This window comes from Pseudomonas sp. ACM7 (assembly GCF_004136015.1).
GTDB lineage: Bacteria > Pseudomonadota > Gammaproteobacteria > Pseudomonadales > Pseudomonadaceae > Aquipseudomonas > Aquipseudomonas frigoris.
This window is the reverse complement of the sequence record NZ_CP024866.1, coordinates 3,463,829-3,478,859: the sequence shown is the minus strand read 5'-3', so window position 1 is coordinate 3,478,859 and position 15,031 is coordinate 3,463,829. Positions and strand designations below refer to the sequence as shown.

Genomic DNA, 15,031 nt, shown 5'->3' with positions numbered 1-15,031 from the left:
CGATCGACAACAACGCGGCGGAGCGCGCGATAAAGCCGTTTGTAATCGGGCGCAAGGCATGGCTGTTCAGCGACACGCCCAAGGGTGCCACCGCCAGTGCGCAGATCTACAGTTTGGTCGAGACCGCCAAGGTCAACGGCCAGGAGCCTTATACGTGGCTGCGCCACGTACTGGAAAGACTACCGCAGGCACAATCGGTTGGGGACTACGAAGCCTTGCTGCCATGGAACTGCTCGCCAGAGATGCCACGGTAAACGACTGCCTCATCTTGAGGTAGGTGTAGTTCGTGGATCGGTTACTCTTCATCGCCTGCGTGGACGGCCTCAAAGGCTTCCCTGAGGCGATTGAAACGGTTTACCCGAAAGCTGTCGTTCAGCTGTGCATCGTGCATATGGTGCGCAATAGCTTGAACTTCGTATCGTGGAAACGGCAGAAGGAAGTCGCGGCTGACTTGAGGCTGATTTACACCTCGGCCACCGCTGAATTGGCTGAACAACGGCTCTGCGAATTTGAAGCCAAATGGGACGCCGAGTACCAGTCGATCAGTCTGTCATGGCGGCGAAACTGGGCTCGGGTGATCCCGTTTTTTGATTATCCAGCCGAAATTCGCAAGGTGATCTACACCACCAACGCCATCGAATCGATCAACATGAGCCTGCGCAAAGTGATCAAAACGCGTGCCTCATTTCCGACCGATGAGGCCGTGACGAAGCTGTTTTATCTGGCGCTGAACAACATCAGCAAGAAGTGGACAATGCCGATCCGGGACTGGAAAGCGGCTTTGAATCGCTTCAGTATCCAGTTTGAAGACCGGCTGTTAACGGTTTAATAGAAATCCCGTTTACACAAAATCAGGGACACCCTCGCCCCAACCGATCAGACCATTGGCTTTTTATCTTACTTATAAATCAAGATTTCTTTTTCAAGCCAGATATGAGCCCAAACATTTCTTTCTGTAGATCTTCCAACTGTCCCTCAAGACCAATTTGACGTTCAACCAATGTTTCCAAAGGTTCAACATCTTCGAGCACTTCACGAAGAAGGTATTTGGAAACGGTCAAATTCCAATCATTATTTTCTATATCGACCAACGGCACCAATTTAGAAAAGACCCCATCATCTGCTCTTGCATCGCACAGAGCAACGACCTTACTCACTGCCTCGCCGACAATAACATTCCGATTACGGTCTTTCGAAAAAAAGCTAGAAGCGTCAACAAAAAGAACATCACTTTCATTTCGAGTCCGACGGAGAACTAAAATATTCGCGGGGACAGCAGTACCGTAAAAAGTATTTGACGGTAATGCTACAACCGTTTCAATATGATGATTATTTAAAAAATTTACTCTAATAGCCTTCTCTATACCCTGCCGAGAGAGAACGCCAGTAGGAACAACAATGGCAGCACGACCATTCTCCTTCAAGCTAAACAATGCTCTTTGAAGAAACGCATAATCCGCATTAGATTTTGGCGGAATACCGTATTCAAAAAAAACGTCAGTTGCATAGTCGTCCCAGCGAAGGGAAAAAGGAGGGTTCGCGGTAACCACATCAAATCGCCCAAATTTACCCTCCCCTCCATGAGCGCTGAATATACTATTGGAAAGCTCAACACTTTCTTCATCTAACCCATGCAGGAGCATATTTGACTTAGCAATAAAAAGTGAGGATGACGAAATCTCTTGTCCGTATAGCTTTAACTGAGCACCACTTGAGTTCTCATTTACATGTTTAGCCGCCGCTATCAAAAACCCAGCAGACCCGCACGCAGGATCATACATACTCTCCGACTCTTGAGCCTTTAGCATTTCCGTCACTAGATTCACCACACCGCGCGGGGTGTAAGAATAGCCAGCACCATCGATACTATTTTCTGCAAACATGAAGAGGAGTAACTCAAAACACTCTCCAAGCGCTGTTCGACCACCGACACCCTCGAATGGCAACTGGCTCAACCCTTGCCACAACTCATACAGGTCCATTTTTAGACCTGCGTCTGTCCTCATAGAAGCAACGGACTTTTGACACACCGAAACAAAGTACTCTCTAAAATCACTTGAGACGTCCCCACTGCTTTCAACGACAATTTTCAACCATCGATCAAAATTCTCCCGCCCATCTAACAAAGGTGCGCTCTTAAAATAATCAGAATCTAAAAAGTAAAACCTCAGAACCATAAACAGTACTATTTGCTCAACCAACTCTGAGCCACTCAAGCGTGAGCGCAGCCGCTCAATCGAGGGAGCGACAACATTAACAAAGCCCTGCCGCAAGCTATTTATCACTTTACTTACCCCCCAACACTTGCACACAAGCACTGGCCATCAGGTTTTCACCATTTACCAAAAGGGCCTGCAATGCTGATTTCTGCTTGCACCAATTATCATAGATTTTCAGAATCATTGCCTGATCCTCAGGACTCGGAATCGGAATCTCTATTTCAGATAAATTTTTAATACTTATGTTTGGAATCGTAGCACCACCACGAATTGAGTCTAGAGCTCTACGACCAAAAGGCGAATTCAAATACCAATGAAAATATGCAGAACTAACACCCTGATCTTCCGACTTTATAACTGCCACTTGATTCGTCGTAGTGACTAAAACATCAGAATTATCCACGCTATAAATCATAGCTTCACTCCTATTCCCTCTCAAAGGCAATAGGACATCACCAAAAGCCAAGGGTGTTTTAGCCTTGGCGGGATCAATTTCCGCAAATGGCAATTCGTCAGCATCAAAAAAAGCACCCTCACGAATATCTTTTATTTGAATTAAACGTATGCCACTCTCATCGTTCGTTGCTTCTGCTTTTTCTCTGAAAGTCTGCCCGAGTGAAATCTTTGCAATCGATGAAAGTTTCTTTTTCTGAATCATTTTTTGAAGAGTCCGCTTTGGTCGACAGCGTCTTTTTTTAGAGCGACCTCAATGCTGTTGATGTGTGAGCCGTCGATCGCGGTTGACAAGGATTGTCTGAAGTCGAAACTGATGTTCGGGCTTAGAACAAGAAAAATCGCCACCGTCAGGGCGTGAGTAGAAAATTTCTTAGATCGTTTCTTTTTCATTTTTTGCTCCACCCATCGATTGAGAGAATCAGTGGCAACCAGAACGTGAGTACTGGCCATACTGTCACTGTGTGTGCGGCAAGAATAGGCATCACTCCTCCGCCTGTCAATTCAGTATTGCCAGTACCACATAAAATTCTTTTGTCGATCATTCACTATGGATGGTTAAACGCCCCCTCTTGTAACCTATTTTTCAGACAGGGCCCGTGAAAATGCAGCAATGCCCTCTCACGATAAAAAGGGACAGATTTATTTTCGTGCATTGAGCAACAACGGCCTAAAAGTAAGCATCTTCGCTGTCTTTTGAAGGAAAGTTCCTAGAAAGCCCAACCTGCTTGCGCCTGACAAATGGGCTGACTAATCTTCGACCGTCGCCACTGACCTCTAAACCGAGATAACGGCACACGCGGCGAAGGCCGCGCCGAAAAAAAGCCATCAGGGAAAAATGCATGAGCGACACCCCCGCTAGCCTGAGCACGCCACCCGAAGGCTATGGTGATTGGCTGGCCGACCTGAAATCCCGAATCCATTACGCTCAGCAGCGCGCCACTCTGGCGGTGAACCGCGAGCTGGTGCTGCTGTACTGGCAGATCGGTCAGGATATTTTGACCCGCCAAACACAGCAGGGTTGGGGGACTAAGGTCATCGACCGCTTGGCTCAGGATTTACGCGCGGCTTTTCCGGATATGAAAGGGTTTTCCCCACGCAACCTCAAATACATGCGCGCTTTTGCTGGCGCGTGGCCGGACGCGGAATTTGTGCAACAAGCTGCTGCACAATTGCCTTGGGGTCACAATCTGGTGCTGCTAGACAAGCTTCATGGCCCTGAAACCCGCCGTTGGTATGCCGCCCAGGCCATCGAGCACAACTGGTCGCGCAACATTTTGGTGATGCAGATCGAGACCCGTCTGCTGGAGCGTAGTGGCAAGGCAGTCAGCAACTTCGATAGCCAGTTGCCCAAACCGCAATCCGACCTTGCCCGCGAATCACTGAAAGACCCTTACCGTTTCGACTTCCTCGGCCTGACTCTTGATGCCCAGGAGCGCGAGATCGAAAACGCTCTGGTTAAACACGTTACTGACTTCTTGCTGGAACTGGGTGCGGGTTTCGCCTTCGTCGGCAAGCAAGTGCTGCTAGACGTAGGCGGTGACGAGTTCTTCATAGACCTGCTGTTTTATCACCTCAAGCTACGTTGCTATGTGGTGATCGAACTCAAGGCTGGCAAGTTCAAACCAGAGCATTTGGGGCAACTGAGTTTTTACCTCACTGCAGTGGATGCGCAACTCAAACATCCGCAGGACGGCCCGACCATCGGCCTTCTACTATGCAAGAGCAAGAACAAGGTAGTGGCCGAATATGCCCTGCGTGATAACGCCCGACCTATCGGCGTGGCCGAGTACCAGTTGGTGGAGTCCTTGCCGGCAGAGCTTCAAACCAGCCTGCCCAGCATCGAACAGATTGAGCGCGAGCTGGCCAGTGATGACGCCTTCATGGAGGACGAATCGCAATAATCGGACAACCAAGGATCGGGGACTGCAGCTACGTAAAAACGCTGCGGTCGCTTTATTTCACCCTCACGGATAACTAAACCCCTTAACCAACGTCAACTCCCCCACCGCCCGCATCGGCACCAGGAACGTCTCCATCTTCTCGTTCGGCGTCCCTTCCTCCGTAATCACCGTCACCTGCGCCGTCGTCAGCGGCTGAACCGCGTCCTCCTGTCCTTCCTCATCACTGCGATACCCGCCCCCGAAGTAGTTCACGTACACCAGATACTGCCCCTTGATCGGCGCCGGCATAGCGAAGATTTCCGGGCCGTAGCCCGTCGTCACGTCAACATCGAGCGCCGCGCCATTGGGCGCAGCACGATCGCCGTACCAGATGTGTGAGCCGTCGGGGGTGATGAGGTGCAAATCCAGGTCCGTACCGTCGCTGTCCCAGGCCAGTAGCACTCGCAATTTGGCAGGTGTCGCGCCGCCGCTGGCGCTCAGGAACTGCGTGCGATGCCGTTGCTGGCCATCGGGACTGCGGACTTCGACGCTGTTGCTGCCATTGGGGAATGAGAACGGACGATCAAAGCGACCAGCGGGGTCAATCTTCAGTGGCATGCTGACGCCGTTGACGATCAACCGGCCCGGCTCACCGGGCTTGGGCATGGCTTTGATCTGCCCAGTGATGCGAGCGGTATTGGCTTGGCCCACCGGTGTATTCACCGAGGAGGCCGGGTAGTTAACGGTCTGACGGAAGCTTTCGCCTTCACCCTCAGGTGCGCCGGTGCGCCAGCCGCCAACGGGCGTATCGAGTTTCACGGTGCTCTCAGCCGCAAGAACTGTCGGCAGTACGCAAACAGAACAAAGGAACAGGAAGACCTGTGGATAACGGAGTTTCATGGCCTATTCCAGCAAGAGGTGGCGGGCGAGCCCTTCGATGTAGGTTTCATCCTGGCCGTTGGGGTGTGCTTCGAAGGCCAGGTGCAGGTATTCGTGGGTCAGGTCGAGGCGGTCTTGCAGCGACAACACGCCGCGCACATAGAGGCGCTGGCGTTCGCGGTCGACGTAGGGGCGGCCGAAGGCCAGGCGGCAGACGGCGAAGGTGCTGACTTCGTTGTAGCCAACCTCGCTTTCCAACCGCGGACGCCAGCCGCGGCGTTGGTTTTGCAGCCAGTCTTGCGCAGCGGGGAGTGCTTCGCAGGAGGCGACGGGGTTGTCCCAGCGGCTGAGGCTGGCGCGGGGGTAGGCGTGGAGCAGGATGGCGTCGTAGCGTTGGCCGGCGTTGGCTTGTTCGACGGCTTGCTGCCAGGAGAGTTTGTCCGGGCCGGGTTGGTCGGAGTGGTAGGTGACGGTGCTGCCGGCGAGGACCAGGTCGCTGGTCCAGGCGGCGATGTGGCGTGATTCGGCGGTGGCAGGGCGTGGGGCGACGCGTTGCCGGCTGCTGCTGTCGTCGATGCTCAGGCAGTCGCCGTTGCGGGTGGCGTTTTGCAGCAGGTACGTACGGATCGCGACGGCCAGGGCTTTGGCGGCTTCGGCGGGTTCGGGTTTGGCTTCGCGCTGTAGGACTCGGGCGACATATTCTTCGCGGTCAATACGGGCGACCAGCTTGTCTTTGAGCAGAAAGAGTTCGCCGTCGCTGTGGATATCGAGTTGATTGCCGTTGGTGAATTCGACGCGGTAGTCGCCCTGCAAGGGCCCGGACTCAACAACACGATCCCCCGCCAGAACGCGCCCGATGGGATAGCGTGAAAACAGCCCCACCTCGACACAGCGTCCCGCATCCAAAGGCCAATCCACCGGCAACACCGAAGCCAACGCCCCACCGTAGTTACGCAAGACCATTTGACTGGTCCCCCGCCCACCAGCCCAAACCGGCGTGCCATCCACTGTCCACCCGGCAAAACCACCCTGACGCGACGAAGGGTCCTGGTCCCCCAACCAGCTCCAGGTTTTCACTCGCAACCGGCCACCGAGTTCGCCCACAACATTGCCGTCAGCCGCATTCAACACCACATCCAGCAACACCCGCCGCGCCTGATCCTGCGCCGGCATCACGGCCAGCATTCGCAGCAACTCAGCCACTGAAACGCGCGTGGAAGGCTGCAACGAAGCCAAATCCAGCAACCACTCCGGTGCCTGCCGCGCCTGCCAATACGTGCGCCAGTCAGCGCCAGCAATGCCCAACCGCTGCGGCTCAAAGTACAACCCGCACGACTTCACCAACGCCTGATCGCGCTCAATCTTGCCGCCCGCCGTGCAGCAGTAAACTTCATCTTTCGACTGACCGCGACATTCGTAAGGCGATTCATGTGCACCGGTATCCGCCAGCCAGCCGTAGACAAACAACTTCCACACACTGCCCAGCGGAGTCTGCAAATCAGCCGGCAACGGCTCGCGAGACATCACCTGAGTCCGGCTCAACGACAGCAACTCACCTTTAAAAGCCAGTCGTAGCGGCTCCTCCTGCGCTGTCGCCAGCGCAGGGATCAAGCACAGCAGCAACCAGACCAGAGGTCGGGTCATGTCAGTTGACCGTGACCTGGCCGAGGGCCGGTTTCTGTTCCTGAGCCTGATGCTGCGGCGCGTAAACCTGAGTGAAACGCACCGGCGGCAGGTTGAACTGGCCTTTCTGCGAGAAACGCACCAAATGACGCAGACGCAATTCACCACTCAAGGCATCGACCGGAATGGCATAGGCCATCTGCCCCGGCTCGAAACGCGCCTTCTCCAACGTGGACGGTTCGGTGCCGGCCTTGCCCATGAGCTTGATGCCCCACGTGGTGCGTTCGACATCGGCGCCCGGTGGCAGCGGCACTTCGAGCATGCCGTAGCGCAGCGGTTTGGCCGCTTTGCTGGTGATGATCACTTCGTCCAGATACAGGCTGTCGCTGGACAACGGTTGGGTGCCGACCGCTTCCAGTTTGAAGGTGAAGGCTTCGTCGCCCGGCACCAGACGCGACAGACGACGGGTGATGGTCACGGCCATCGGATCAACCAGCGGTTGTTTGGTCTGGAAGCTCAACGCCGCTCGCAGCGGACGCTCTTGCGCACCGGTCAGCGACAGCACCGCAGGCACTGGCGCAGCACCCTGCCACGTCCAATAAGTCTCACCGGTATCACCGTATTTTTTCTTCCAGCCTTCACCCGGTGCCAGTGCAATGGTGGGCGAAGCCTGCTCGATGCTGCGTTGCAACCAGGTCAGCGCCAACGCACGTTCCAGGGTCGATTGCTGTGGCAGCAGACGTTGCAACAACGCTTGCGCGTGAGCCTGATCGAAGGCTTGCAGTGACAGGTTCAAGGCTTCGGCAAACGGCTGCGAGCTGACGGCCAAACGCTGTTGCGCATCCGCCAGTTGACGATTGAATGCGTCCGGCAGAATCACCTTCGATTGCTTCGCCAAAGAGGCCGTCAGCGCACGAGCGGCCGCCAGACCCAGCGCCGAATCCGGATCGCTCATGACGATGCTGTCCTCGCCATCGTCCATCAGGTTCGCCGCATTACCCTCGCCCGCTTTCGACAGATCATCCATCAAACCGCTGAGCAAGGTGTTCACCGGCAATTGCATTTGCTTGGCGAACGACAGGATCAGCGCGCGCTGCAACAGCGGCGTGTTTTTGGCCTGCTTCGAATAGACCTCCAGCACCCGCTGCCAATGCTCCGGCGGCAGACTCAACTCCAGCGCTTTGCTGGCGTGCCAGTCGGCGTAGTAAGCGTAAGCAGTGAGGAATGCATCCGGCTCACCGTCCATGCCCCACCAGGTGAAGCTCGCCGAAGGCCCGGCCATTTGCACCAGGCGCAGACGGCTGTTCTGCATGATCAGGCGCAAGCGATCGCGAATCTGCGGATTCGACGACAACGTCGGATACGCAATGCTCAGCGGCAGCAAACGACTGGCCGTTTGTTCGACGCCGCCGTATGGATAACTCAACAGATCGTCGAGTGCCGAGCGGAACAGCGCTTGCGGACTGTCGTCCAGACGCAGGCGAATATCCGTCGCGTCCACCGGCAAGGTCAGCGGCGTATCACCGCTGGCCACGTCCAGGCTTTGACTTTGGGTCACCTGCCAGCCTTCGCCGGTCGCGGTCAGTCGCACAGCCAACGCATCAGCCGTTTTACCGTCCTGCACCAACTCAGCTGTCCACTCGCCACTGGCCAACGCGAACGCTGGCAGCGCGATGTAGTTGATGCCGTTATTCAGCGTCACGGGGACGCGTTGTTCGGTACCGCCGAAATGAATCACCAACTCAGCCTTGGCCGGTTTTTCCGCTTGGCTGAAAGCAAACACACCGAGATCCGGTTTGTCGCCAGCGCGGAACTTGGTGGGTCCGCTCCACTTCAGGTACAGCGGTTTTTCCGAGCGTACGAATTGCTTTTTCTGCCCGACCTGACCGTCATCGGCGATGGCCCGGGCGGTGATGCGCCAGCGGGTCAGCGAGTCCGGCATCTTGAAGGTGAAACGGGTTTTGCCGTTGGCGTCGGTGATCAATTCCGGCTGCCACGCGGCAGTGTCGACGTCTTCACGACGCGGCCGCTCCAGCACTTTCACGCCTCGCTCGCTGCGATTGGCTTTGCCTGGCGCGCCAGGGCTCCCCGGCAATGCCACGTCGTAGCTGATGAACGACAGACTGGCGCTGGTGCGCACGTTGTTGCGGCGCGGGTGGTAGAAAAACTGGTCGATGGTCGGCGCAACTTCCGGTTGCAACGCGTAGACCATTTCGTCCACCACGCTGACCGTCAGGTGCGCTGGAATAGGCTTGCCAGCGAACTGCGTGGTCAAGTCCACCGACACGGTATCGCCCGGCTGATACGCCTCTTTATCGGTGACGATGGCCACGTCAATCTGCGGCGCGATCACCTTGATGCCGGCGTTCTGGAAGCTGTACTGACCGCCCTTGGTGTAGAGCACGGAGAACGTCAGGTTCGGTGCGAAATTGTCCTTCACCGGGATCCGCGCGCGGTACTGGGTCTCGCTGAGTTTTTCCATCTTCAGCCAGTCGCCGCCCTTGGACAGCAGCGCTGTGGCCTCGACCTTGTCGCGCTCGAGCGACAGCAGCGCATCGCTGATCGGCTCAGGGAACGTGATCAAAGCCAGGGCTTCGTCGCCAGCCTTGTACTCGGGTTTGTCGAGGACGATTTCCACGGTGCCCGGCACGGCTTTGACACCTTCGCCCGTGACCGAATGACCGGTGGCGCCGACGACGCGGCCATGGTCATCCTTCAACGTCAGGTTGTAAGTGCCCGGACGGTCGAAGGCCAAGGTGAAGCCTTTGTCTTTCGCGGCGAGTTTGCCTTCGCCAACCGTCTGGTCTTCCAGGCGCACCCAGCTATAACTGCTCGGCGTAACCGATTTGCTCTGCTCGCTGCCGCCTTCATTCAAATAACTGAACGCAACCTTGTCGCCCACCGCGCTAAAACGCTGAGGCGCGCGCAGGCTGAAACTCGCCGCGCCGCGGTCGATGAGGATTTCCTTGGTGGTCTTGACCCGATACGCCGCGCCGTCGCTGGCAAACACGGTGAGCATGTAACGGCTCGGCTTCTCGGTAGCCGGTAGATCCAGCGTCGCGTTGCCCTTGGAGTCGGTGGTCAGTTCGGTGCTGGTCAGCTCCACCGGGAATTGCCCGAGGTATTGCAGCTCGTTGTCGACCATCGATAGTTGTTGGGCCCGCAGGCTCAGGGTCAACTTGGCGTCGGCCACCGGTTTACCGTCCGGGTACAGCAGGACGAGGCTGCCCTTCACCGGTTCGCCGGTGCGGTAATCCTGTTTGGCCAGGTTCAGCGAGATCTCAAAGTGCGGCTTGATGTATTCGGCGACACGGAAAGCGCTGCTGTAGGCCTGATCCTTGTAGCTGAAACGCAGTTCATAACCACCCGCCACCGCGTTGTCCGGTAACTGGAAACGACCTTGGGTGCCCGACTTGGAATCGAGTTTCAGCGCCAACGATTGCAGCGCCGTGCCGGTGGCATCGAGCACGGTCACGTTGACGTCGGCAGCGGTCGGCAGCACAGAGTCGCGGGCGTTCTTGAACTCGCGCCCGACGATCTTCAGCGACACCCAATCCCCCGGCCGGTACAGCGGCCGGTCGGTGAAGGCATAGAGTTTGGTGTCGTAGATTTCGCTGTCGTAATAGAAGTTCTCGGAGACAAACACCCCGCCCTCTTCGTCCTCGCCAATCACGAACGAACGCTCCGGGCTGACGTGTTTCAGACGCAGCAAACCATCGGCATCGGTGGCGCCGCTGCTCATCACGCCCAGGCCATCAGTCCACAGCACGTTGACCTTCGGCACCGAACTGCCTTCGTGTTTGCGCGCCGCCCATACCAGCAATTCATCACCGGCAATCTTGCTCACGGCCACGGTGTTGGAAACGAAGACCATGGTGGTCGCACGGTATTTCCCAATCAGTGCTTCGACCAGGTACAGACCCGGCTTCAGGTTGCCCAACGGGATGTAAACGTTACCCGGCGCAACGCTGACGAATTCGCTGGAAGAACCGGCGAGGTTCACGCCCTCGGGCGGCTGGATCGGTTTGGCTTGCCACAGCGGATAACGGAATTGACTGACCACCGGCAAGCCCGGAATCAGCGCGAATTGAGGTTGAGCGTCATAGGGCGTTGGCGCGGCCATCGCGGTGCCCATCTTCAGCTCTGGCACTTCCTCGGTGACTTGTTTACGCGATTCGTAGGAGAACGCCCGCTGCATCACCCGACGGGATTTGCGGTACCAGTTGTCCCACAAGTACGCGAGGGTGTTCGACAGGCCTTCACCCTTGAACTGGCCGTCGCTGACCACGCGGTGCAGGTTCTTCTGGCGCTTGAGGAAATCCAGCGGCTTGTCGATGCGGTACACGCGAATGTCGGCGCCGCCGTAAGGCTCCATGCGGAACCGACGATAATCGCGACCCGGCGCTTCGAGGCGAACCATCGCCTGTTCGTCGCTGGCAAAACTGCTGTCGGCCAGCAGGAAAAAGCTTTCACCGGCCACCGGCGTGTAGCCACTCGGCTCGACGGTGTCTTCGGCATTGACCGCCGAAAAAGGCAGCACAAAGACCAACAGCAGAGGCAGAAAACGCAACATGCGGGCACCGATCATTGGGAGAGAAAGTTCAGTCGATAGACGCCGATGAAGTTGGGGTTGGCTGCGTCGGGTATCCATCGGGTGTCCTTCCATGTCATGAGTTGCTGCAGGCTTGCGGAGCGCATGCCGTTGTCAGTCGGGGTGGTGGTGCCGGTGTGATAGGCGATGTAGCGGCCCATCCAGATCATCAGGTGCTGGTCGTCGCCCTGATCGAAAAACATCAGGTCGCCGGGCCGGGCTTGCGCCAGATCGCGGCCGACCAAATGGCTGTTGAACTGAATCAGTTTGATCGCGTTGACGTACGGCCCGACCTTGCCGCCGCCCTGCTGCCATTGCTGGGCGAGGCCGCGTTGGGCCTCGCTCAGTTGCAGCTCTGGCGGCAGATAACGGTTGGACAGGCCATTGCTGCGCAGCCATTTGTCGTCATGAACTTTCAGCGCTTCGTTGGCGGCGAAACGTACCAGGCCCGCGCAGTCCTGCTGATACCAGCGCGGGCTCGGGCCTTGGGTCAGTTGTTCCTGGGCGATGCGCACGAACCAGGCACGGAATACCTGGGATTGCTGCACGTCCAGCGGCGGCGCCTCAGTGGCAAATGCCCGGGTCCCCAGCAGCAACGCCAGCAGGCCGAGGCCTCGGATGAGTGCTGTCACAGGGCTTTCCATTCCAGCGGCAGCCATTGCCAGTGGCCGTCGGGTTCGCTGCCTTCGGGCAAGGTCAGGGCGTACTTGCCGTAACCGCCGAGTTTGCGCAGTTTCGGGATCAGGTAGGTTTGCGCGGCGTTGTAGAACACCGGCTCCATGTCTTGCGGCAGGCTGTCGAGGGTTTCCTGCTGCATCAGTTGCGCCATGGAATCCGGGCCGAAGTAGACCGGCATCAACAAGTCTTTTGGTACCACGTCGGCCATCGGCGGGAAGCGTTTGTCGAGAGCACCGAGGGCCTTGTCCACCAGCTTGTCGTCGAGGGAGAACAGCAGCGTCGAACCGTGGCGCGCCAGGCTGACTTTCATGAACGCCTTGCCGGTGATCGCGTCCGGGTTCTCGGCATCCTTGGCTTTGTAAGGACCAAAGTTGGAGCTGACCTGACGCTGCCACTGATGGGATTGGCCTTCCTGTTTTTCCACGACCGGGAACGCGTGTTCTTCGACGTTGCCTTCGTAGGCACCGACCATCGACCCGAACAGGTTGCCCAGGTCGCCGTCGAGTTTGGCGCTGTCGTCATCGTTCAGGCTGGCCACTAACAGCGGCGTGTACAACCGCGAATCGGCGTACCAGCAGAGGCCGGCGGCACCAGCCATGTGATCGGTCAGGGCCTGGGCCACAGACTCTTCGGCGCCGAGTTTCACCAGCAGCGGTTTCTGTTGTTCGGCAGCGAGCGGCAAGGCGACACAGGCACTGGCGCCCATCGGCATGGCTTGCCAGATCGGCTTGAAATCGAAGTCCGGCTGGTTGTCCAGTTCATCCATGGCGAGGAAGCTGTGCCAGCCCTTGTCGTCCATGTCGAAACGCAGCCCGGCGAAGTTCGGGATGAAGCGCTGATAACCCATGGCCAGAACGCTGGAATTGACCGACAGGCGTTGTTTCACCTCAGGCGTGCGCGGTTGCAGGCCGAAGGCTTCGGGGAACAGTTTGTCGCCGTTAAGCAAGGCGGCGATGGCCTTGGTCGAAACACTGCCTGGCTCTTCCGATGAGCCGCCTTCCGGATCGTAGAGTTTGGTCGGGTTGGACAGCACCACCAGTTTGTCGCCATGGGAGGCGAACACCAGCGCTTTGCTGGCGTTGTAGCTCAGTTGATAAAGCGCCACATCGTCGGCGCCGACTTTCACATCGCCGATTTTGCTCAGCTGCGAATCATCCAGCGCCACTTTCGCCAGCGGCTCCAGCACCTTGGCCAGACCACCGCGATCCATCACCAACAAAAAGTCTTTCAGGCGACCATCCGCTCCACGCCACAGCGCCACGTCCGCCGGTTGATCGAAGAGCTGCTCGATCAGGCTGTCCTGCAATTTCAGGTCATGTTCGTAAATGATCCGCCGCAGACTGCCGATCAAGCCGAGGCGATCGGCGTGCGCTTCGTAATAGAAGACGAAATCTTCGGTCAGGGTTTCCTTGAGGAACGGCACCGCCAGCAAATCCTTGGGCAACTGGCTCAAGGAGTGGGTTTCGAGCAGACCGTCCGGCCGGCTCATGCCCAGTTTGTCGCTGGCCAACGCCGCTGGGGGCGCCTTGGGTTTGTGCATGAACCAGCCCAAACCGCCCGCCACGCCAGCCACCAGAAGCAGCCCGACCAGCAGCACCGGCCAGCGGCGAGGAGTTTTGGCTGCTGGCGTTTCGGCGGCCGGAGAAACAGTGTTATCGCTCATGTTCACAAAACCCGATGTCATCCGTGGAGCGGGATGCTTAATAGTTGAAAGTCTTGACCAGCAGCAGGTCACCGATGGCCCGCAGGGGCACGATGAAGGTCTCGCGTTTTTCGTCGACGGTGTTTTCGTTGAGCACCAGGTTGATCTGCGAGGTGATCACCTCGTTCTGGTTGCTGGTCTCATCGAAGTTATAGCCGCCACTGCCGAAGTTGCCCCAATAGTTCACGTAAACCAGATAGGTGCCATGCATCGGCGCGGTCATGGTGAACATTTCCGGGCCGGGGCCATCGACGCCGTCCGGGTCCAGGCCGCCGCCGTTGCTCATCGCCGGGCGAGCCCAGAACGCATGCTGGCCGTCGGGGGTAATGATGTGCAGATCGAGTTCGGCTTTCGGGTCATCCCAGCCCAACACCACGCGAATCCGCGCCGGAGTGCGCAGGTTGTTGGCTTCATAGAATTGAACGCGCTTCAGCGATTGGCCTTCGGAGCTGCGCACTTCGACGCTGTTGGAGCCGGCGCCGAACGCATACGGCCGGGCGAAACGCCCTTGGTCGTCGGTGTACAGATTCAGAGGATTGCCGTTGACGGCCAGGGTGTGCGGCCCTCGCTGAGTGCCGATGGCCTTGAGCTGGCCCTGGATCATGGTGCGATTGCGCTGCACACCGCGATCGATCGGTGGCGTGGGATAGGCGACTTGAGGATTTTCACTGCGGTCCAGCAGGCCGGAATAACGCCAGCCACCCAGCGGTTCCGACACCTCAGCCGAAGGCTCGGCCAACGCCGCGGTCGCGCAGACGAGCCCCATCAGCAATAGAAGAAATGAACGCATGTGACGCCTCCTGCCATGCATAACGAAACCTTGCGCCCGATCCTCGGCGCGTTACAGATCCAAAAACTGCGTTTCGTCAAAAAGACCCATGACTATCGGGTCGTAGAAGGCGCGAAGATTAGCCATTCGGCGGTTTTTTAACAATCGGATACCTCTATATTTGCGGGGGGATTCACGCTGGCAGGTGGACGGTGAGCCGAATAGGCGTCATAT

General features: G+C 57.4%; 11 protein-coding genes and 1 pseudogene. 3 read left to right on the top strand and 9 right to left on the bottom strand.

Features of this window, described 5'->3' with window-relative positions; genetic code table 11:
* Together CUN63_RS16395 and CUN63_RS16390 are read left to right on the top strand one after the other, a co-directional pair.
* Nucleotides 1–254 (top strand): transposase domain-containing protein (locus CUN63_RS16395; protein WP_165353237.1); only part of this gene is annotated, 254 nt, incomplete at its 5' end.
* Between the two features lie 44 nt (nucleotides 255–298).
* Nucleotides 299–829, top strand: a pseudogene (locus CUN63_RS16390) (transposase); the annotation flags it as partial.
* A gap of 79 nt (nucleotides 830–908) precedes the next feature.
* Here CUN63_RS16390 and CUN63_RS16385 read toward each other — a convergent pair.
* Genes CUN63_RS16385 through CUN63_RS16375 form a run of 3 tightly spaced genes read right to left on the bottom strand, consistent with a single transcriptional unit; the run spans nucleotide 909 to nucleotide 3,065 of the window.
* Nucleotides 909–2,285, bottom strand: coding sequence for a class I SAM-dependent DNA methyltransferase (locus CUN63_RS16385; protein ID WP_129440846.1), 1,377 nt, complete (start codon nucleotides 2,283–2,285; stop codon nucleotides 909–911).
* A gap of 1 nt (nucleotide 2,286) precedes the next feature.
* Nucleotides 2,287–2,877, bottom strand: a complete 591-nt coding sequence (locus CUN63_RS16380) for a restriction endonuclease subunit S (RefSeq protein ID WP_129440844.1) — start codon at nucleotides 2,875–2,877, stop codon at nucleotides 2,287–2,289.
* A complete protein-coding gene (locus CUN63_RS16375; protein WP_129440842.1) occupies nucleotides 2,874–3,065 on the bottom strand; it encodes a hypothetical protein in 192 nt (63 codons plus the stop codon). The genes CUN63_RS16380 and CUN63_RS16375 overlap by 4 nt, the downstream gene beginning before the upstream one ends.
* 449 nt (nucleotides 3,066–3,514) lie before the next feature.
* On the opposite strand from CUN63_RS16375, the gene CUN63_RS16370 reads away from it, so the two are divergent.
* On the top strand, nucleotides 3,515–4,576 hold the full coding sequence (locus CUN63_RS16370; protein ID WP_129440840.1) for a YhcG family protein: 1,062 nt from the start codon (nucleotides 3,515–3,517) through the stop codon (nucleotides 4,574–4,576).
* Between the two features lie 63 nt (nucleotides 4,577–4,639).
* On the opposite strand, the gene CUN63_RS16365 is transcribed toward CUN63_RS16370, so the two are convergent.
* From CUN63_RS16365 to CUN63_RS16340, 6 genes are read right to left on the bottom strand one after another with little or no spacing between them, the layout of a single operon-like run.
* Nucleotides 4,640–5,455 carry a YfaP family protein gene (locus CUN63_RS16365; RefSeq protein WP_129440838.1) on the bottom strand — a complete coding sequence of 272 codons (816 nt, stop codon included), beginning with the start codon at nucleotides 5,453–5,455 and terminating at the stop codon, nucleotides 4,640–4,642.
* A gap of 3 nt (nucleotides 5,456–5,458) precedes the next feature.
* Nucleotides 5,459–7,078 (bottom strand): DUF2300 domain-containing protein, encoded by a 1,620-nt coding sequence (locus tag CUN63_RS16360; protein ID WP_129440836.1) that lies wholly within the window; start codon nucleotides 7,076–7,078, stop codon nucleotides 5,459–5,461.
* 1 nt (nucleotide 7,079) lies between these two features.
* The gene (locus tag CUN63_RS16355; protein WP_129445109.1) at nucleotides 7,080–11,645 is read right to left on the bottom strand and encodes an alpha-2-macroglobulin; all 4,566 of its coding nucleotides are present in this window, start codon (nucleotides 11,643–11,645) and stop codon (nucleotides 7,080–7,082) included.
* The gene (locus CUN63_RS16350; RefSeq protein ID WP_095131398.1) at nucleotides 11,642–12,292 is read right to left on the bottom strand and encodes a DUF1175 domain-containing protein; all 651 of its coding nucleotides are present in this window, start codon (nucleotides 12,290–12,292) and stop codon (nucleotides 11,642–11,644) included. The genes CUN63_RS16355 and CUN63_RS16350 overlap by 4 nt, the downstream gene beginning before the upstream one ends.
* Nucleotides 12,277–13,989, bottom strand: coding sequence for a DUF2138 domain-containing protein (locus CUN63_RS16345; RefSeq protein ID WP_129440834.1), 1,713 nt, complete (start codon nucleotides 13,987–13,989; stop codon nucleotides 12,277–12,279). The genes CUN63_RS16350 and CUN63_RS16345 overlap by 16 nt, the downstream gene beginning before the upstream one ends.
* 37 nt (nucleotides 13,990–14,026) lie before the next feature.
* Nucleotides 14,027–14,818 (bottom strand): YfaP family protein, encoded by a 792-nt coding sequence (locus CUN63_RS16340; RefSeq protein WP_129440832.1) that lies wholly within the window; start codon nucleotides 14,816–14,818, stop codon nucleotides 14,027–14,029.
* Between the last annotated feature and the right edge of the window lie 213 nt (nucleotides 14,819–15,031).